Here is a 19052-nt window from a genome sequence, read left to right on the forward strand (position 1 = left end):
ACGGAGGGGTACAAATGTACACTGCACAAAGAAAGAGCCAATATGGATATAACAAACCCATTGTTCAACAAACCCGAAATTCATTACTCAAACAACAAGCAAAATTAAGTTTTGGGAAAAAAGAATATCGGTTCAGTGTAGGATCAATCCTGGGTTATACAGTATTACTCGTGCTTGCCTTGCTGTTTGTTTTCAAATGGTGCCAACCGCCAATTTATACAGATTGGAAGCAAGTTGTTGTTCAACAAGGGGATACCCTTTGGAGTATTGCAACCATCAACTGCCCATCTGTAACAGACCGGCAGGATGAAATTCAATTAATTGATGACATAAACAATTTAAAGTCAGCTCAAGTCTACCCAGGCGAGGTCATTCTCGTTCCAACACATCAACACTAATGCCTTGCGGCCCTTCCAACAGGAAGGGCTTTTGTATATCTCGAACACCGCGCTAGTAAGCCTTCCACAGAAAATGTAAGCGATTTATTTTGCCGTTTGTAGCCTCTTAAAAAAGTTCCGCGATATATTGGACCTTGCAAAAATGGCCGCAAAAGATGCAGATCAGCACACTAAGGGTTCCAAAAAAACAATACGAATAAAACCTTCGATCTTCTCGGCTGTACATAACAAGTCGTAACAAGTGGCGCAGATAATTCAACAGTTCAGTTATACTCATCTTCGATTCTCCGGCATCACGTGGCTGAAAGGAGTAGGGAATTTCACGGACAGCCTGATATCGACCTTTCACTAATATCTCCAAGAGTATTTTCCAGCCAATAGGACTTAAATCGATACCCTCTATAACACTTCTGTGCAGACCAAAGTAGCCCCCAGTACAATCTGAGACATTTCTTAAACGAGGAATTGCGATCTGCCCAATCATCCTTGCAGTCAAAGAAACGAATTTTCGAACAAGACTCAAGCCTCCATCTGTTCCACCTTGAACAAATCGACTAGGAATAACGACTTCGGCCCCATCCTCTAAACTCTTTAGAATTGTGGGAAGTAGTTCAGGTGGGTGCTGCAAATCGGCATCCATAACAACCAGGTACTTACCGTTTGCTTTTTCAAAGCCAGTCACCACAGCTGTCGCTAGTCCGCGTCCATTGTCCCGATGCAAATAATGAACATGACTCCGTTCCTTGGATACTTCCTCTAAGAGAGCTGTTGTTTCGTCACGACTATCATCGACAAACCATATTTCATAGCCCAATTTTAAATTCGACATAGCAGCATCGATCCGGTCGGTCAAAACTCGAACGTTATCTCGTTCATTAAATGTGGGAATGATGATGCTCAGTTTCACACGAAAACTCCCTCTCGAATTTTTAATATATATAAAATCATAGAGTAAAAAAAATCATTGGATCGGACATTTTCTGGTCATTTATCGTGAAGTTACTCACTATTTTTAATTACGTTAATGGCTCTTATAGTAATATATTAAATAGAGTACGATAACAGATTCGGTGGTGTAAATATTGAGTGATTTAATAGTTAGAGTAGATAATAATTCGTTGCTACCTTCCGACGACTTGGTTGAACTGAACCAAAAGGCAACTACTTACATCGAATCGTCTAAGGCTAAAAATACAAATATTGCCTACAAGTCAGATTGGGACAATTTTGTCCTGTGGTGTCAATCAAATTCTCTGCAATTTATGCCTGCCTCAGACACAACCATTCAACTTTACATAACAAAGCTTGCGGTTACGAAAAAGACCAGCACGATTCGAAGGAGGCTTACATCGATACGGTTAGCTCATCAACTGGCGAAGCAACCCGACCCAACCAAGTCAGGGTTAGTCAAAATGACAATGGACGGAATATCAAGGGAGAACGGAACAAAGCAAATTGGTAAACGTGCAATACTCACTGATGATATTTTAAAAATAATTCCTCTGTTACCGGAGGGTTCAATAGGCGTAAGGGATAAAGCAATTCTTTTGATTGGATTTGCGGGGGCTTTTCGTCGTTCTGAATTAGTCGCCATGAAGGCAGAAGACCTTCGTTTCGATAGACGTACTTTATACATTACAATCCAGAAAAGCAAAACTGACCAGACAGGGGAAGGTGAAGTAATTGCAATTAATCTAGGAGAAAACGCTGATACATGCCCTATACAAGCATTAGAGGATTGGTTGTCCTTATCAGGGATAACTGAAGGGTACTTGTTTCGTCGCATCAGAAAAAACGGAAAGATTCTTGATGAGCCATTAGGAGCTCACTGGGTTGCAAGGATAGTAAAGAAGTATGCACGCCTTCTTAAAATGGACCCTCACGAATTCGGAGGACACAGTTTAAGGTCTGGTTTCGTCACGCAAACAGCTATTAATGGTGCAACTTACGATGACATCATGAAAACGACGAGACACAAGAAATATGATACCGTCAGAAAGTACATGCGGGACATTGAGTTGAAAAACAATGCATCTTCCAAACTAGGATTATGATGTGCTATTTAATAGGAAGAAACTCGTCATAAGTCGCCTAACTGAGGGTGGAAATGATCTGGTTAAACGGCGTGGGCCAGGGTTCGTAGAGACTCGGGCCCTTTTTTTATTGGCGGGAAAATTGTCCCCGTTTTGTCCTACAGACAACTAGAATATCCTGTTAAATGAAAGGCTGAAGTTGGTTGAACTAGGAGGGAAGTCTACATGCAAGATCAACGGCATTTAGTACAGCCAGGACTTGATATGATAGGACGGATATTGGATGAATCTCTTCCCTCAAAAGTAAATGATTCAACCCTGAGTATATGAAGGTTGCTCTTCTGGTAATCGACCCCGATGTGGGCCGTTTGTTGTTTGAAACATCAGTTCGTAATATCCTCAGTATGTCCCTACGAACTCTTTCCAGCCATGACATTATCGAGCCTACCAATGTTGCATTTTTTATCCTTTTGCAATAAAATATTTTCATAAAGAACCCAACCCCAATGATCGCGTTAATAGTCTGTAACAGACAAGCGACATTGAGTTCACTGGACTCGTACCGAGTGGCAAATGCCAAGTGAACAGACGTTTATAAGTAACACAGCAGTACCGCAGTACAAGTTTTACCAAGCAAACCAGCAGCATTCCTTGCCTTTTTGGCATAGCCTATACGCAGAAGTTGAGACTAAACGCTCTCACGTGTATGGTGCGATAAGGAACATCAACCATCCTCCCAGACAAGTTCTGACGGAGAAACTAGAACTTCAAGCTTAAATAATAGGGAAACCAAATATTAGCGCTATTAGCGTGGGAACATGACCAAAGGACGTCTATTGTCTCTATTGAGATATATTGAGGTCTATTTTGTGTTATGTTCCTTTTTTTAGTTTCCCGCCCCACCGCAGGGGATATTGAACGATTCCCGCGGTATTGGGGATCGGGAAAGGAAATGGAGATGACAGTTTACACCATCAGAGTAAGGGAGGGACCGTCATGTTAATTGGCATTGAGGAAGTTGCACGTCGCAACGACTTTCAGTTGTTCAAAACAGGACGCCCCGACCAATGGAAGGCTCACTGTCCCGATTGCGGAGACAAAGGCAGGCAGTACCATCTGTACGTAAACACAGCGAAAGATCAATATCACTGTGTCAAGTGTCATGCTAGTGGCGGTGTTGTACATTTCCACGCATGGCTGCGGAAAACCAGCTTTGAAGAAGCAAAGAACGATTTGTATCCGCCAAACGAATCAAAGCGTCGACGTCCATTACATCCTGCGGAAAAGCTATCGAAAGAACAGCTTAATGCGATGGGTTTTACCCTCAAAACACCTACTCCGATTCCGCCTAAAGGTGTGGACGGAAAACGGTGGTACGCACGCCGCAGAAGAGAATTGGACTGGATTTGGTCAGAATGGTTAGAACATCTGGCCCATGAAAAGGCGATGGACGAGGCAGTAGCACGACTAATGGCTGAATCCGAACGTAATACAGCAGCCTTGGAGCAAAAGCAATCTGTAGCATCATAATTGTCCAAACATCATGTTTGAATTCCATACTGGAACAGACTTGCTAAATCTCGCAATCCACTTGAAAGACTCCATAACAGAGTTCAAAGTGTGCGAGCTGCATCTTGCCTTTTGGATTACACGTATCACCTTGTACGGATTACCGAAATGAGATTAACCGTGTAGTTCAATAGTTGTAGAGAACTAATATCGTTCTCGATTAACACTCTATCATCACGTTTTATGTTTTCCCTCCCGCCGGAGGATCTGATGAACCATTAATCAGACCTTCGCGGCGGCGTGGGTCAAAACAGGAGCGTGTAATGAATATGAAAATCCGTCTGAACAATGTTGAACTGGTGAAGGCTTTGAAAGATGTCGTTCGTATCATTCCTAGTACAGTCATTCGTCAATCTCTGAAATTCGTTCATATCTCTGCCGATCTCGAAGGAGAAAGGTTGGATTTCAGTGCTAGCACGGATGACACATCAGTCCAACAAACAATATTCCAGTTGGCAGTAGAAAGTCCGCTTAAAATTGAGCGTGGCGGCGCTTGCTTCCTACCTGGAAAAGAACTATTAGAAATCGTCAAACGTGCCAATGGGGAAGTCGCAATTGAGGTCAAAGAGACCAAGGCAACCATTAAGTATGGAAAGGCGAAATTCGAACTGTCAGGCCTCGACCCGGATTTGTTCATTCCTTACAAGAGCGATTCTTCTCGGGTCATGGCTTCAACGGTATCTTCGAATGACTTACGGAAGCTATTGTCGCGCACAGCGTATGCAACTGCTCCGTCAAACGACCATCGCCCGATCTTACAGGGAGTTAATTTTCGGCTTACCGAATCCGAAATTACCGCTACGGCTTCAGATGGATTCCGTTTATCAAAGGCTTCCATTGAGTCGTCGGCGTTCGGTGACTCCGTGAATATCACGATACCTTCAACCCCTCTAAGTCGAATGCTCGGTATGTTACCGACCGACGAGGATGAAGAAGTGACACTGGAGTTTGGCGATACCGCGTTATTAGCTTCTTGGAATGATGGTGGTACACGAATCGTAATGCGCGCACTTGATGGGTCATTCCCCGACGTAAGTCGCATTATGGTAAGCGGTCCGTCTTGGGTCATCGTCAATCGTCAAAAAATGATTGAATCATGTGACGGGATAGCGATTACGGCTGCAGAGGAAAACCAGAAAATCCAGTTCGAATTCGAGAATGATTCGATTAAAATCACTGGACAAAACTCAAAAATTGGAGATGGTTCTTGGTATCTGGATTTCGTTGAATCGGATGGTCATACACGAGAGCCAATGCTATTTAATGTAGCATTCTGGCTCGACACCCTTCGTTCTCTAGAAGGTGTAGAAAACGTGAGACTAGGTTTTAACGGTCAAAATCAACCAGCTTCCATTGAACCGTGTGGAGAGGAGAACAATTCAATCGCGGTAATCTCCGCGATTCTCTATTCCGCATCTTCGAAGTTGAGCACCACGACCAAAGAGTCAAAAAGCGCTTAAGAGTCTCTAAAAATTACACAAGGGAGGTAGTCCCCGTTTCACTTAGGGGGACTACCCCCAAGTGTTAAGGGACATTGCGCATGAACAAGAAGGGTACACAAAGCCCAAACAAGAACCAGGAAGCTTTGGAGAAACTGGAAGCAGGAATTCTGTCACTGATGGACTCTCAAACGTGGAAGAATTACCTGCGTTTTCAGTCCAAGTTTCACTCGTATAGCTTCACCAACAGTTTGTTGATTTGGTTTCAGAAACCAGGTGCGACGTACGTTGCTGGCTTCAACAAGTGGAAGGAGCTCGGCAGACACATCAAAAAAGGCGAAAAGGGAATTCAGATATTCGCACCCCTTTTTCGCAAACAACGGACTTCAACGGATGATGCCGAATTATCGCTCGATGGAGAACCCACAGAAACGAACAATTCAAAGCCGGCAGTAAAGATGTTGTCTGGTTTTCGTATCGTTTACGTGTTTGATGTTTCTCAAACGGAGGGCGAACCTTTTGAGGTTCCCAACCTTGAGGTCAACATTCTACATGGTGACTGTGAGTGGTATGAACAACTTCGTTCTGTCTGTCCTTTCCCCGTGACTGAAGTAAGCGTAGAAGTCTTGGGTGGAGCAAACGGAGACTTCAACCGTTCAACCAATGCAATTCGAGTCCTAGAAAGCCTGCCTGAGTTACAGAAGGCGAAAACTCTAGTCCATGAATGGGGCCACGGTCTCCTTCATGGTAAATGGGCAGAGTTACCGGATATAGAAAAATGTGAGCTTGAAGCGGAAAGTGTTGCTTTTGTAGTAGCACAAAGTTTGGGTTTTGACACATCAACCTACACATTCGGCTATATTGCCGGATGGAACGGAGAAGATGCTGTTGAACGCCTTCGTAAGTCCGCTATAAGAATTCAAAACGCAGCTGATCAAATACTATCCGCTCTAGAAAATAGTAAACCTTCTACCGAACAGGAGAATGTTGCATGAATTCAAGCCAGGTGACTCTTCAAGGAGAAAGTCATATGGATTATAAACAGGAAAAGGAAAGCTTGCAAAAATATGGAGAAAAAGTTACTTCGAATCTAATCAAACGGCAACAAGAATACGAGAAAGAGCAAAAGGATAATAAATGTATGAAATGTGGAAAAGGAAACCAGGGCTCAATCGTAGAGTGGAATGATGGTACGCCTTTTCTCATGCATTATGGATTATGGACGGCAGAGGGAGTTTGTCACTTCTGCGGAAAAGATCAATAAATCGATTCAATACCTAGAATTCCTAGGTGATTAATTTACGCTCTAAAGCAACAATCTTTGTGATAACAATCACAAATTAAGGGAGGTGAATCCTCCGTCTTGCAATTCTTGGAGACGGAGGGCATCGCCCCAGTCTCCAAGTGCAGGACGCGAGGAGACTGAATGAGACTCGAAGGTGTAGCAAAAGGTGGCTATTATCCCACCCCAACAACAATGGTACGTAAAATCCTTGCTAGACTATCGTTCTCCGGTCAAACGCGTTTGATTGACCCTTGCTGTGGTGAAGGTGATGCACTTGCACTAGTGGCAAGCGCAGCTCCACAAGGATCCGAAGCATACGGGATCGAGTTGGACGGTCACCGGGCCGAAGAAGCAGGACAGAAACTCACCAAAGTTGTTCAATGCGCCTATGAAGTAGCGCGAGTCGAACCACAAAGTATGCAGATTATGTTCCTCAATCCACCTTACGACTCCAATTCTGGGCAAGAGGGTGAAGCAAATCGCAAGGAGTTAATCTTCCTGAGAGATTTGTCCAAGGTCATGGCTGCAGACGGAATACTGGTGTTCGTTATTCCGCGTTACACACTGAAACAGTCAATGGTTCAAGCTTTGTTCAACCGCTACAGTGATTTAGCTGTGTACCGGTTTGATGACGAAGAATACAGCGTCTATAAGCAAGTCGTTGTTTTTGGTCGTCGCAGAGCAGGCTCAGTCAAACGTTTCAACGACGAGGAAAAGAAACTAGCAAAGCAATTTCTTACGTATGGGTTGGATTTAGAAGCACCAATGCCATACCTGGATGATGAAGACGATGATCGAGTTTGGTCCGTTCCTTTCTTAGAAGAGATGAAACCTATCAAGTTCCGCGGGTATTTACTCGATAAGGAAGAAATGATTAAAGACCTAGCAACATCAGATGCCTTCAAAATTGCGACTAACATGTTGAATTCCACCGTGGCAATCACGAACCTTTCTCGACCCCCGTTGCCATTTCGTCGCACTCATATGGCGACACTCATTGCCGCGGGAGCGCTTAACGGATCGGTGGGGGTTGGTGATAATCGGCACATGGTTGTCGGCATCACAAGAAAGGTGACTGAAACAGAAACAACGACTGCCGATAATGGGGACGTCATCGTGATTGAAAGCGAGAAGTACGTTACAGCCGTTCGAACCATTGAGCAAGATGGAACAATACTAGACTTAATGTAAGTCAACCAAACAATTTAACATAAGGGAGGCGAAGCCCCGGCAGCAACTTTACCGGGGCAGACGCTCTCGGTTAGTTGGAATGTGCGGGGCACCTACATGAAAGTATTAAAATACCGTGACGACAAGAACTGGATGAGTTCACACGTACACATGCTGATTACTAGATTTGTGGACTACAACACGGAGGACTTGATTGCAGTCGGTTTAATTGATGCTGATACTTCTGCGCGAGCTGTAGCAGCGCGCATTGTAAAAGGCGAAAAAACCGATTTGTACAGGGATTCTAAGGCATGGAGTTCTGAAAAGAGGCTGTTGTCCAAAAGGTATATGTATCGTCTGATATCTCGTCCGATCGATAAGCTGAACCACACGATTGTGATTCATAAGTCGGCCGTAGATGACAGACTTCTAGAGGGCCAGTCACGGATACTCATCATTCCTGATGGGGGAAATATTGAAGACCTTTTCCTTCAAAGATTCAGCACTGATTTCAACCTTCCATACGTTCCAGAATGGAAGAGTGAACTGTGGTCAGAATGCAAAAACCAAGGGTATATCGGTGAGTTAAAGGTTTGGGTGGATGAAGAAGTCCCTTTCTGGCAGGACGTTAAGGCGTTCGAGATGAAAGAATCCCTTACTGAGGATGCCGCAAAAGACGTATTAAGTTCATTGCTCGCATCCAATCGTATCCTTCTTCCCGAAGGTGTTACCGATGCTCCACAGCTTTCAGAAGCGCTTGTGCCTAACGAAGAGGGTCAAGTAAAGGTAATAGACTACCTTCAAACGTACGCGCCTCATTTGGCCGTGGCGATTGAAGATTTGGCTACACCGGCACATGACTTGGATCGGCCGATTGACCCTGAGATTGCGAAAATGGGACGTATTCCATTCCCTGCTCAAGCTCACACGATTCAAGCTATAGTCAATGTAATGCAAGAACAAAAAGGCGTTATCTGTTCTAGCGATATGGGAACAGGAAAAAGCATAACAGCACTAGGCGTAGCAAACAGCCTAGCGAAGAAGAGTAATAATGGATTCGCTTGTTTGATGCTAGTACCAGGTATCACCATCCCGAAATGGATTCGAGATGAAATCGGCAAGACGCTTCCTGGTGTAAAAGTGACCGTTTTGGAAGATTGGCACTCGGCCGTGCGTTACCGAGAACAGACGGTTCGGAACAACAAGAAGGCTCCTATTGAGTTTGTATTGTTGAGCCGAGATACTGCAAAGCTTGGAATGCCGAAAGTACCTGCACTGCAATACCACGAACAGGTGGTTTTTGCAGAAAAGGTGTTCGATGCCGAATTCCAAAAAGAACATCCAAAACATGATGGATACATTACCAAGTCGGCCCACTTAATCAAGGATGTGTTCACATGTCCTGACTGTGGCGCGATTCAAATTAAGCAGACAAAAGCTGCTGAGAAAGCGGCGCGGGCTGCGGAAACAGAAGCTGATAAAATCAAAGAGTTGAAGCTTGGGTTTGACGATTTGGCAACCCGTATGAATGGTAAGCAGATTATGTGGCGTGATTCTGTAACCGAATGCCATTGCACAGCGTGCGGACACAATCTCATGCGCTTTGTGGTACCGGAACGAGAAAACGTTAAGCAGTTAAAACGTCGACGTCTGCAACCGGCATGGTTCCTCAAAAAATATGTTCGCAACCATTTCGACTTGCTAGTTGTAGATGAATTGCACCAATATAAATCTAACAGCGGGCAAGGCGAGGCAATGGGAGCATTGGTAGGAACAGCAAATAAGGTTCTAGGTTTGACCGGAACACTTTCCGATGGAAAAGCCAGTAGCCTATACCATCTGCTGTGGCGTCTCGCACCTCAACAAATGAAGCAGGAAGGATTTGACCATAAAGCCTGCAATAAATTCGTGAGCCTATATGGAACTCTAGAGACGAAGACAAGATTCTCTAAGGACGATGTTATTGCCGCGGGTGGTTCTACAAATCGGAAGGTCATCAAGAATCCTCCACGTGAGATTCCTGGTCTTTCACCGAAGTTATTCGTCAATTACCTTGCTGACAAGTGTACGTTCCTAGAACTAGGAGATTTGGGACTTCCTCTCGTCGAATTGACTGAGCAACCCATTTTCCACGAGATGGAGGACGACCACCGAAGTACGTACAACATGTTCCACGGACAGTTAGAAGGAGCAATGAAACAAGAGTATGCGAAGGGTAACACCGGAGCATTTGCTAAATTTATTCCGTCCGTGGTAAATGCCGCGAATCAGCCCCATAAGGATATGCACGTAGCAATTGGGGATGATCTGGTTAGCTTCTACGCACCAAACGACTCTAGTCAAAGGTCAGCTAAGGAGACTGCGCTGATAAAACAAGTCCAATCGGAACTTGAACAAGGTCGTCGTTGCGTAGTTTACGTTCGCTACAGTGGTGACGCAGAGCAAGACCGACGTATCTTCAACATTCTCAAAGAAGAGGGGATACGGGTCAAAACTCTCGAAGCTACCGTAAGTCCTGAGGATCGTGTTGAATGGTTAGAGGACGTAGTAGAGAAGAATGTTCAGGTTGTTGTCTGTAATGCTAAGCTGGTTGAAGTTGGCCTAGATTTGCTCTCCTTCCCAACATTGATATTTTTCCAATTTACGGATGAAGTGGCAACTCTTAGGCAATCTAGCAGGCGTAGTTGGAGAATCGGGCAACACAGAGCTTGCAAAGTTTTCTACCATGTCTACTCAGGATCATATGAAATGGTTCAGTTCAAGCGGTTCCTTAAGAAGAGAAGTCACTCAATGCTGCTAGAGGGTCGGCTTGATCGTAGCGATGTGGCTACCTTCGCGGAGCTCGATGACAAGTCAAGTTCAACCTTCTCAATCGCTGCGTGCCTGGGCGATGTAGAGGACCTTGCGGCGAAGTGGCAATCACTTGCAGACAAGGATATTCCTCAAGGCGTGGTTACACTTGAGGAACAACTGTTCAAAGAAGAAATTGGCCTTGCCATGAAGCGGTTAGCAGCGGAAACCTGCCGAATTGCTGGCGTGGAAATGCCTTCCGAAGAACCGGTTGAAGCAACACCAGAATCTCCGACCATCGTGGCTCTTCCTGGTCGAGCAGAGCGCGTTTCCCAAGATACTGCTTCACAAGCATTGCTGTTGTTCAGCGACGATGTGCTGTCTGCTTGTAAGGGTAAAGCATCTGACTCTTCCAACGAACCCGCCCCGCTTATCACTGTTGGTGAAATGCGGTCACAAATGGGGCTTGTTGTTAAAGCCAAACGGAAATACAACGTAACCGAAAATCAGCTCGGTTTTGCTCTCTAATACAAGATGGACTCTCGCCGTGCGGGGGTCCTTCTTTTTACGTAAAACTGTGGCATTTCGTTCATTAGTTATATGATAAATAAATTATATACTGGCTATAATAGTCGATTTCTTCCTACTTTGTCTGAAACAACACGAATAGACCAGGGGTAGCTACCCCCTAGTCAAAACCCTATATGTACTGGCCTTTTACACATTTCGGATTCAGAGCCACCTAGGACTAGGCTCATTCGGTATGAGAATAACAGGATTACTATCCGTCGGCGCCTACAGAATTCATCCTCTCACAAAATCAAGTATAGCCACGTGATTTGCTGTTTATACTTTTGAGCCAAAAAAGTAAGTACCATTGAAAGAAATGATTGCCTAGTATATTATTATTCCATAAACACCCCAACCCCAATGATCGCGTTATTAGTCTGTACCAGACAAGCGACATTGAGTTTGCTCATCTCGTACCGAGTGCCATTGGGCAAGCAAACAGACGTTCAACATGCAACACAGCAATACCAAGTATCACCGCAACACCCGTTTCAAACCCTTGCCATATGGCTTATCCTTTGCGCCGAAGTTGTACACGTAATTAAAAGCGTACACGTGCAAAGGAGACACGGGCACCAACCATCCTCGGGGTCAAACAGACCAACGAGAACTTAGGAAAAGCATCAAGCACTAACACTGGAAAATCAATAAAAACACGGATTATCCGTGATGAACCACAACCGTTTGACGTTCAGACGTTCGTAAATCGACGTTCTTGAAGGTCATTTTGTCGTTGTGGTTTTTTTATTGTTTTCCACAAGAATCTCTACACTACATACCCCTAATACTATTTCACTCTGTGTTAAGGGGTAACTTGAAGGGAGTGGGTCAACATGAAGCAAAAGCCGTTTTCAAGAGTGGGCAAAGCTATTAGACAGCTAATGCCAGCAATCAATACTAAGGAAATATTGTCGAAGCACTACAGTGTTGTATCTACTCGGAAGAACGAGGTTGATGAAAACTTTGCCAAGTTCACCGATGTGGACACGCTACGACTGTTCCTACACAAATCCATTTTCTCGATAGAGAGTTGGGAAACAACCATCAAGTTTGCACAAGTTGCTTTTCCATTGTTCACGGCCTGCTTCACTTTCGTCTTGAATAATATTCATCAACTTGGACATGTCAATTTGATTGCTCCTCTTCTTGGCGTATTTGCCGGCATATCTCTTTGCGTTCTTTTCTTCGGTTCATATCGCAAAGGTACGTCAGCCGTGTTCAAGGAAGCCATTGAACACAGACTCAAGGAACTTGAAAAGCACGCAGCACGATAACACAGCTGTGTAAAACCAATCATCTTTTGCTGTACCCCTGCACGAGGGGAAAGAATCACCTTCCCTCGTGCTAAGCGGGAAGGTAAAAGGGGAACGAACCAATGCTAACAGCAAGCCAATTGGAAATCATTAAGTCTCAATGGTATCGGAGAAACGTCTTTAAGAACCTTTACGTAAATGGGAAGGTGATCTTAAAGTGGTGACTCCTGACGTTGAGAAGCACGTAGTATTTGATTGGGATGCATTTCACAATGATTTGTGTTCGCTCCCTGACAGCGTTGACAGCGATTCCGAGCATAAACGGATAAAGGACGGTATGGATCTTCTCGAAAGAATCCAGAATCAAGACTTTCCGTTTGATGCACTTGTGGCCTTAACGGACAACACAATTGCAACTGCTTGGGAATTGATTCGGGACCCAGATGATAGCGAGTCTAGCAGCCCGTTCGTCGAACAAGCGCACTTCATGGTGGATACAGAAGCATGGGATGAACTGGTCGGTAAAATCTATCGACTAGAAGCTCAATGCGATTCTTCCATGGGGGAGGTGTTCATTTGAGATGAACAGCGAAGACTACGAAAACTACGCACTCAGTCTGTGCCACTTAGAATTCCTCAGAGACCTCGTTATTAGAACGGGTCTAACCCCTCAACAATACAATCAAGAAATCTCTTGGCCATATGGCATCGATTACAACGGTGGTTTCGGAGACGACATGTATGAAATGCAGCTCGAATCCATTCTATCGATCATCGCCCCCAACCTTAAAGGTTCTTTTACAGTCGTGACTCCTCATGACGAGGAAGAATGGGCAAACCTTATCTATTTTGATTCAGGTAACCCACTCGACCCCGATGATGCGAATCTCGAGTATGAATCAGTCTTTGCAATCACTTTAATTGGTGAACAAAAGGATACAGCGGTATGGCGTCACTTCATTAAGTGGATGAAACCTCATGCCGTTTTTGTCCGAGATGAATCGATGGGGCAGGAACACTTTACGTGGCTGCTCGATGAACTTGACGTATCAGCAGTACTAGAGGCTTGGGAAATTCTTCTCCGAGCATGGGAGGTTATGGAGTTTTATGACCACTGTAGTAGAGCAGACAGTTGGCGGGCATTCCGGTCAGGAAATCCTGTTCAGAATGAGCCCGGGTCAGCTACCGCAGCTTGAGATCCGCGAAAACGGAGTGTCGCATTACAAAACGGTAAGTGTCACCCAATTACTAAGGCTATTGGATAGTTCCACTACCGTAAGACAACTGGACAAGGTTGAGGTTCGCCACAATCAAATCCCTGCACTTCCAGAGGGAACACTTTTGGTAGATACGATTGAAACCCCAGACAATTTCGATGTCATCGTCACGGGGTGGGTACCGAGCATGGAGTATCCCTTTCTTTATGAGGATGCGTCCTATCTCATCCAAGTACCTACGATGGTTTATCAAATACGATACCGAACGCAAGACAAATTCGTACGCGAATTCCGACTTGCTATTACGGACCAAAAAACGGTCACGCCCAGCACACCACTTTATCGTTGGCCTTTTTCAAATGTTTATGGTGATGCACGGGTTTGTTGGACAGCAACGAACTTCCAATGTGAGTTGCACCAAGTAATTGAGAAAGGCATATTTGGATTCCTTCAAACAACAAACAACAAAGACCTTTTTGGTCTGGGCAAATCCCACAACTCGGAATACACGAGTTACGAAAGTTTTCTAGCTGCAGTCGCTGAACGTGGTGAAGTACCCACGGAGTGGCTGATCCCGCTCAATAAGACCGTTGAGCAATTCCACCAACACTAAAAAACTCTAAGGAGAGATCCTATTATGACAACGACCGAAATCAAGGGACAGATGGATTTGTTTGCAGGTGTAGATGGATTCGAATTGCAAGTAGAAGATGAAGCAACAGCTAATAATGCCAAGAACAAAAAGGCGGTTAGCAAAGCTTCTACACCCTCGAAACCTGTAGAGCAAGAACCCGATGTGTACGACAAGACGCGCATTATCTATTATGCCGGACATAAATACGTCATAGATGATCGGACTCTAAAGCTGGAGCAAATTAGGCAGATGCTTGAAGAGGGCTTTCAATATCACTACGAAGAAGTCGAAATAGCAGAAGGAACCGGAGATCCCAAATTGGTAAACACCATTGATGAATGGGTTGAGTTTCCGGAACTTGGAAAAGACCGTGTGGAAATGGTGTACGACAAGGAAAAGGGCCACATCATTCCTGTGTTAAAAGGTCACAAGAAGGGCGCAGCTCCAATTCTTACTGAGCATCCAAAAAAGTCACTTACGGTGTACAACTATCTGGACACAGAAGATGGAACAATATATGAAATCCGTCGTACCCATACAGGTGTATTTACTGCACCTCTACAGGGCCAAGGTACCAGACACTTTGAATTAAACGAGTTGTTTGTACCACGGATTCCGTTGTCTGCCATTAAAGAAGTCCTAGATGTATTCAAAGGGGATACCACTGTAGAACACCTTGCCTACATAATTTGGAAACCATTTTACGGTTACTTCGTTCATTGGCCCAATCAAGTGAAGACAAAGGTGAGTGTCGAAGGCGAGCCATTCATGGAAACTGACGAACATTTTATCGTTCTTCATATCCACTCACACAATACGATGCCGGCATTTTTCTCGCAGACCGATGATGCTGATGAAATCCGAACAGGGTTTTATGCGGTTGTTGGACACTGTGAACGGGAATTACCGGACTTTCGGCTCAGATATTCATGTGGAGGTCATTTTGTGGAGTCAAACCCCACGGATTTGATCTCCGGAAATCTTAACTTGGAGGTAAATACTCTATGGAAATAACACCAGTTCGTGTAATCGACCAACAAAGGGCTCAACTGATAATAGTAGGGGTTGGCGGTACAGGAGGTTATGTGATCGGCCAAGTAGCACGTCTTCTGTATGGATTAAAGGTTGAACGCGGACGAAATAACGTGCCAAGAGTTCTACTCATCGACGGGGACGAAATTGAGCAGAAAAATCTACTTAGGCAACAGTTTCTCCCACAAGACATTGGCAAGAAAAAAGCTAGTGTTTTGGCTGAGAGATACAGTCGGGCATATGGCATAGACGTAGCAGCTTACCCGTCATATATCACCTACGAGACTCGTTTAGAGGAACTAGGTGCGCAGAGAGACAATCTAATTGTGGTTGGCTGTGTTGATAATGGGTCGACACGTCTTGTGCTTCATAACCTTCTAGGTAAGTTGCGCAACGTTGTGTACATCGACTCGGGTAACAGTGGTGTAAATATGCCACAGAACCCAGAACATATCGACCGGTATCAGCTGAAGAAAATTAAAGACTCAGGATGGGACGGACAAGTTGTGGCCGGCGTACGCGTGAACGGTCAAACAAAACTCCCTTTCCCTGGTGACGTATTCCCTAACCTTATCGAAGAGGACCAGTTGCCGACAGAGGTTAGTTGTGGGGAAGTTGTGGTAAGTAACCCTCAACGCCATATGACTAACATCTTGGCTGCAACAAGCGTGCTCATGTATCTGTACACGTTATTGTCGGATGGAACCATCCTTAACAGTCGAACCATGTTTGACGCGCTTAGGGGATACGTTTCAAGTCACCCGGCGATATCAATGTTGCACGAAGTGTCAATAGCTTAGGAGGTTAGGCAGTAATGGAAGTAACCCTTGTAAAACTGCAAGGGAACGACAAACAAGTGGAGTGGGCAACGGATATCCGTGCCCGCTACATTGCTTCTATGCAAGAAAGAATTGATGAGGTTCTTAGGCCTAGCAATTGGAACGAACTAAACACGGATTTGATCGAGAAACTCAGAGTAAATCTTGACCGCGCGTTATTTGGAATCGTGAGCTTCTATCCGTCTGCCTCTTGGTGGATTGACAAAAGAGATCGAATCAAAAAGGAGCTCGCGGAGGATTGGGAGTTGGCGATGTCCGTAATGTTTATGAAGGATTCTAAGCGCATTAAAGCGAGTTAATCAGTTTCCATACCAATGTGTTCCCTGCACGATGGGATGTTGTTAAACGCCTCCCATCGTGCGAAGGGGAGCGTTGAAAGGGGAACTTCTAGTGAAAAAGACAATTCTCGAAGCTGCAAAGGATTTAACTCAACATACATGGATTCCTTATCAGTATTTCGAGATTGCGGAAACACTTCTGGCTCTAAATGTGTCCTCAAGCGAAGACTCACTGCAGGAGTACGCATTATATAAACTCAATCCTGACACTGGTGAGCTCGTAAAGTTCGAGTCTTTAACCGTTTCTTGGTATCAAGAGGCAGAACTTGTACGTGACTTGGAAAAGTATGAAACTGAGTCATTTGACGTTCTCACCCATAATAATTTTTGGGCTAATCCTGCCAACAACACCTTCGGTATTCCAATAATCACACCCGAAGGGTTCAACAGATTCAAGTCCGAATTTAGTAGATTCGCGACCACATACTGAGTTCACTTTTTCACTCCCGGCACGGTGGGGTTATTAATTCGCCCCTCCGTGAAATGGGGGCGAGAAGGGACGAAAGATTCATTGTTTGCATCTAAACGCCAAGAGTTTCAATCAGGAAAGTTCCGAGTTGAACTTGACTCGTTATATGCAAACGAAGGATACCAGACGAAATATCATCCTGGAATGATCATGTGTGAAGCTGTTGAGGATCACGGTTACATCATCATCAAGGGAATGTTCCTTGTTCCAATCGACTACTTCGCAGATTGTGAGGATGTACCAGAAGTTCGTTATGCTTTAGCGAACTAAAATTAACCACACACCGATCCCGTGCCGGGAGTATCAAGCAATCACATGACTCGGGCAATAGGGGGATTGCAACATATCCAGAATGAAATATCGAATTCGTGGAGGCAATATAAATGGCAAATACAATCGAAGTTAGATACATCGGTGAAGACTATTGGGGACGAAAGCTCTATAAGAATGTAGAAAACAAACGTATCTATGCAGATGTTGATGGACGTTTGCATACCACTACTCAAGAAGGCGAACCCGATTGCCCGCTGCGTTCTGATATTGAAATTGTTGTCATAAGCGAATGAAACGTGATAGGAATGGAAAGTGTCGAAGGTAGCATTAATTCAGGTTTGTCGCAACGGCGATAAGTGACTGAATACACCCATCCCGCGCCGGGAGTAACAAGCAATCCCTGGCGTGGGCCATAGGGAGATTGCAACATTGAACCCTATGGAGGTGCTTTACATGAATCAACAGAATCAGCTGTTCGTTGCAGTTTTTGCCGATGGAGGCATCATCACCACTGTTAGTCTTGGGTCAAATCTAAAGTCTCTTGTCCTCAACATGATGACGCAATGTGATGAACGATTTGACAGTCAAACGGACGATGCGAGAATCTTTGATGCAGCCGGTAATGAAGTGTACGTATTCCCAACGCCTGGAGACCTTGGACTTGGTGTGTATTTCTGCCCTGAATGTGCGGAAAAAACCGAACGGGTCGAGGTACAGGAACACGTCTTCTGCGCTTGTGGCAATGAGATGGAGAGATTGGACGTTGGAGTGCAGTTCTATATAGGTTACACTCAATCAGACAGTTTCTTGATGGACAAGTCCCAGTTGGTAAACTTCATCATGGAGTACTCCGACGAGGAGTTGAAGATTACAGACACCTTGGATCGTATGGTGGCAACCAAGCTTCCTGGCGGATTTTTGAACAGAGTTTACGATGGGGAACTCCACAAGTACCTCATGAGCGCTCTCGTTCCGGTTCAGCAAGGAGAAGTGGGAGCAAAACCATTCGAACCAATCCAAGGAGGTCGGCGCCATGCGTGAAGTAAACAACAGGAAGCAACAGAACGATAACATGAAAATAGAAGTTATTAGCGCGTATAATGAAATGGTTTGGTACGCCGAATCAATTGGGAGAACCTTTCAAGTAGCCGAGGTTGATAAAAATGGAAATGTTAGAATTGAGAATGGAAATAAAATTAATTCTTGTTGGATAGAAAAGGGAGATTATAAAGTGGTGAATCATTAAAACCATACCTTTAGTATCCGGACAAGCCCAATAACCTTTCATATCGGCCGTGTCATGTGGGCCATTTTTGTAGAAATTCGCCCACATGACCAATTTTTTCGGGGCGGATGGAAGGGAGGAAAAGTATTATGTCAGGCTCAATTTCTAGTAAATCTATCGGTAACAATGCCAGCACTTCTCATTCAGGAGGACACGCATCTCAACCGCCTCCAGCTAATAATCCGTGGCATTTTGGATTAAAGTTGCCGTCATTATGGACATGGTTCGAAGGTCATTATGGTCTTGTATTACTTGGAGTAGTCGTTGCGACATTATTCGGTATCCTTTATTGGCACCTAACTCGAATTGAGTCAGAGCAAGAAAGGACCAGAAAGTTTATTCAAAAAGGCGGCAGGATAGTCGTTATTGTTTCGGCGTTTCTTGGGATTGTTGTTGGTTCTCAAATTGGTTCCATCGCAGACCTGTTTGTGGCAGGATGAAAGTGCAGGATGTGGGAG

At 44.7% G+C, this 19052-nt stretch carries 22 protein-coding genes; 21 read left to right on the forward strand and 1 reads right to left on the reverse strand.

Translation table 11 applies throughout. The features are described 5' to 3' along the window. Nucleotides 1-398 (forward strand): LysM peptidoglycan-binding domain-containing protein (locus ACFSB2_RS15375; protein ID WP_377943975.1); only part of this gene is annotated, 398 nt, incomplete at its 5' end. A gap of 106 nt (nt 399-504) precedes the next feature. On the opposite strand, the gene ACFSB2_RS15380 is transcribed toward ACFSB2_RS15375, so the two are convergent. Beyond that, nucleotides 505-1305, reverse strand: coding sequence for a polyprenol monophosphomannose synthase (locus ACFSB2_RS15380; RefSeq protein ID WP_377943976.1), 801 nt, complete (start codon nt 1303-1305; stop codon nt 505-507). 175 nt (nt 1306-1480) lie between these two features. Here ACFSB2_RS15380 and ACFSB2_RS15385 point away from each other — a divergent pair, with 175 nt between their 5' ends. The 20 genes from ACFSB2_RS15385 to ACFSB2_RS15480 all read left to right on the forward strand — a co-directional run bounded on the left by ACFSB2_RS15385 (nt 1481) and on the right by ACFSB2_RS15480 (nt 19034). Continuing rightward, nucleotides 1481-2452, forward strand: coding sequence for a site-specific integrase (locus ACFSB2_RS15385; protein WP_377943977.1), 972 nt, complete (start codon nt 1481-1483; stop codon nt 2450-2452). Between the two features lie 975 nt (nt 2453-3427). Next, nucleotides 3428-3961 (forward strand): CHC2 zinc finger domain-containing protein, encoded by a 534-nt coding sequence (locus tag ACFSB2_RS15390; protein ID WP_377943978.1) that lies wholly within the window; start codon nt 3428-3430, stop codon nt 3959-3961. A gap of 302 nt (nt 3962-4263) precedes the next feature. Continuing rightward, nucleotides 4264-5460, forward strand: a complete 1197-nt coding sequence (gene dnaN, locus ACFSB2_RS15395; RefSeq protein WP_377943979.1) for a DNA polymerase III subunit beta — start codon at nt 4264-4266, stop codon at nt 5458-5460. 80 nt (nt 5461-5540) lie between these two features. Further along, nucleotides 5541-6434, forward strand: a complete 894-nt coding sequence (locus ACFSB2_RS15400) for an ArdC-like ssDNA-binding domain-containing protein (RefSeq protein WP_377943980.1) — start codon at nt 5541-5543, stop codon at nt 6432-6434. Then, the gene (locus ACFSB2_RS15405; RefSeq protein WP_377943981.1) at nt 6431-6703 is read left to right on the forward strand and encodes a hypothetical protein; all 273 of its coding nucleotides are present in this window, start codon (nt 6431-6433) and stop codon (nt 6701-6703) included. The genes ACFSB2_RS15400 and ACFSB2_RS15405 overlap by 4 nt, the downstream gene beginning before the upstream one ends. A gap of 162 nt (nt 6704-6865) precedes the next feature. Beyond that, on the forward strand, nt 6866-7915 hold the full coding sequence (locus ACFSB2_RS15410; protein WP_377943982.1) for a DUF6094 domain-containing protein: 1050 nt from the start codon (nt 6866-6868) through the stop codon (nt 7913-7915). A 96-nt stretch (nt 7916-8011) separates the two neighbouring features. Further along, nucleotides 8012-11212, forward strand: coding sequence for a DEAD/DEAH box helicase family protein (locus ACFSB2_RS15415; protein ID WP_377943983.1), 3201 nt, complete (start codon nt 8012-8014; stop codon nt 11210-11212). Between the two features lie 875 nt (nt 11213-12087). Beyond that, nucleotides 12088-12528: a hypothetical protein gene (locus ACFSB2_RS15420; protein WP_377943984.1), complete on the forward strand. Its 441-nt coding sequence runs from the start codon at nt 12088-12090 to the stop codon at nt 12526-12528. Nucleotides 12529-12724: 196 nt separating this feature from the next. Continuing rightward, on the forward strand, nt 12725-13087 hold the full coding sequence (locus ACFSB2_RS15425; protein WP_377943985.1) for a hypothetical protein: 363 nt from the start codon (nt 12725-12727) through the stop codon (nt 13085-13087). A gap of 1 nt (nt 13088) precedes the next feature. Next, nucleotides 13089-13703, forward strand: coding sequence for a hypothetical protein (locus ACFSB2_RS15430; RefSeq protein WP_377943986.1), 615 nt, complete (start codon nt 13089-13091; stop codon nt 13701-13703). Next, a complete protein-coding gene (locus tag ACFSB2_RS15435) occupies nt 13615-14337 on the forward strand; it encodes a hypothetical protein (protein WP_377943987.1) in 723 nt (240 codons plus the stop codon). The genes ACFSB2_RS15430 and ACFSB2_RS15435 overlap by 89 nt, the downstream gene beginning before the upstream one ends. A gap of 24 nt (nt 14338-14361) precedes the next feature. After that, nucleotides 14362-15372, forward strand: coding sequence for a Mov34/MPN/PAD-1 family protein (locus ACFSB2_RS15440; protein ID WP_377943988.1), 1011 nt, complete (start codon nt 14362-14364; stop codon nt 15370-15372). After that, the gene (locus tag ACFSB2_RS15445; protein WP_377943989.1) at nt 15363-16190 is read left to right on the forward strand and encodes a ThiF family adenylyltransferase; all 828 of its coding nucleotides are present in this window, start codon (nt 15363-15365) and stop codon (nt 16188-16190) included. Before ACFSB2_RS15440 ends, ACFSB2_RS15445 begins: the two co-directional genes overlap by 10 nt. 14 nt (nt 16191-16204) lie before the next feature. Further along, nucleotides 16205-16528: a hypothetical protein gene (locus ACFSB2_RS15450; RefSeq protein ID WP_377943990.1), complete on the forward strand. Its 324-nt coding sequence runs from the start codon at nt 16205-16207 to the stop codon at nt 16526-16528. Nucleotides 16529-16619: 91 nt separating this feature from the next. Next, complete coding sequence (locus ACFSB2_RS15455; protein WP_377943991.1) at nt 16620-16997, forward strand: hypothetical protein; 378 nt, start codon at nt 16620-16622, stop codon at nt 16995-16997. A gap of 81 nt (nt 16998-17078) precedes the next feature. Further along, a complete protein-coding gene (locus ACFSB2_RS15460) occupies nt 17079-17306 on the forward strand; it encodes a hypothetical protein (protein WP_377943992.1) in 228 nt (75 codons plus the stop codon). Between the two features lie 113 nt (nt 17307-17419). Next, nucleotides 17420-17602, forward strand: a complete 183-nt coding sequence (locus ACFSB2_RS15465) for a hypothetical protein (RefSeq protein WP_377943993.1) — start codon at nt 17420-17422, stop codon at nt 17600-17602. 160 nt (nt 17603-17762) lie between these two features. Continuing rightward, nucleotides 17763-18350, forward strand: coding sequence for a hypothetical protein (locus ACFSB2_RS15470; RefSeq protein ID WP_377943994.1), 588 nt, complete (start codon nt 17763-17765; stop codon nt 18348-18350). Further along, entirely contained in the window at nt 18343-18555 is a 213-nt protein-coding gene (locus ACFSB2_RS15475) for a hypothetical protein (protein ID WP_377943995.1), read from the forward strand. The genes ACFSB2_RS15470 and ACFSB2_RS15475 overlap by 8 nt, the downstream gene beginning before the upstream one ends. 128 nt (nt 18556-18683) lie before the next feature. After that, on the forward strand, nt 18684-19034 hold the full coding sequence (locus tag ACFSB2_RS15480) for a hypothetical protein (protein WP_377943996.1): 351 nt from the start codon (nt 18684-18686) through the stop codon (nt 19032-19034). Nucleotides 19035-19052: the final 18 nt, after the last annotated feature.

Source organism: Alicyclobacillus fodiniaquatilis (assembly GCF_042678105.1).
GTDB classification, from domain to species: Bacteria; Bacillota; Bacilli; order Alicyclobacillales; family Alicyclobacillaceae; genus Alicyclobacillus; species Alicyclobacillus fodiniaquatilis.

Bases quoted from the DNA above. Each gene is read 5' to 3' on its own strand.
- ACFSB2_RS15430 (WP_377943986.1), top strand. From the start codon at position 13,089: ATGAACAGCGAAGACTACGAAAACTACGCACTCAGTCTGTGCCACTTA.
- ACFSB2_RS15470 (WP_377943994.1), top strand. From the start codon at position 17,763: ATGAATCAACAGAATCAGCTGTTCGTTGCAGTTTTTGCCGATGGAGGC.
- ACFSB2_RS15445 (WP_377943989.1), top strand. From the start codon at position 15,363: ATGGAAATAACACCAGTTCGTGTAATCGACCAACAAAGGGCTCAACTG.
- ACFSB2_RS15405 (WP_377943981.1), top strand. From the start codon at position 6,431: ATGAATTCAAGCCAGGTGACTCTTCAAGGAGAAAGTCATATGGATTAT.
- ACFSB2_RS15390 (WP_377943978.1), top strand. From the start codon at position 3,428: ATGTTAATTGGCATTGAGGAAGTTGCACGTCGCAACGACTTTCAGTTG.
- ACFSB2_RS15435 (WP_377943987.1), top strand. From the start codon at position 13,615: ATGACCACTGTAGTAGAGCAGACAGTTGGCGGGCATTCCGGTCAGGAA.
- ACFSB2_RS15450 (WP_377943990.1), top strand. From the start codon at position 16,205: ATGGAAGTAACCCTTGTAAAACTGCAAGGGAACGACAAACAAGTGGAG.
- ACFSB2_RS15480 (WP_377943996.1), top strand. From the start codon at position 18,684: ATGTCAGGCTCAATTTCTAGTAAATCTATCGGTAACAATGCCAGCACT.
- ACFSB2_RS15410 (WP_377943982.1), top strand. From the start codon at position 6,866: ATGAGACTCGAAGGTGTAGCAAAAGGTGGCTATTATCCCACCCCAACA.
- ACFSB2_RS15415 (WP_377943983.1), top strand. From the start codon at position 8,012: ATGAAAGTATTAAAATACCGTGACGACAAGAACTGGATGAGTTCACAC.
- ACFSB2_RS15475 (WP_377943995.1), top strand. From the start codon at position 18,343: ATGCGTGAAGTAAACAACAGGAAGCAACAGAACGATAACATGAAAATA.
- ACFSB2_RS15400 (WP_377943980.1), top strand. From the start codon at position 5,541: ATGAACAAGAAGGGTACACAAAGCCCAAACAAGAACCAGGAAGCTTTG.
- dnaN (WP_377943979.1), top strand. From the start codon at position 4,264: ATGAATATGAAAATCCGTCTGAACAATGTTGAACTGGTGAAGGCTTTG.
- ACFSB2_RS15440 (WP_377943988.1), top strand. From the start codon at position 14,362: ATGACAACGACCGAAATCAAGGGACAGATGGATTTGTTTGCAGGTGTA.
- ACFSB2_RS15465 (WP_377943993.1), top strand. From the start codon at position 17,420: ATGGCAAATACAATCGAAGTTAGATACATCGGTGAAGACTATTGGGGA.
- ACFSB2_RS15420 (WP_377943984.1), top strand. From the start codon at position 12,088: ATGAAGCAAAAGCCGTTTTCAAGAGTGGGCAAAGCTATTAGACAGCTA.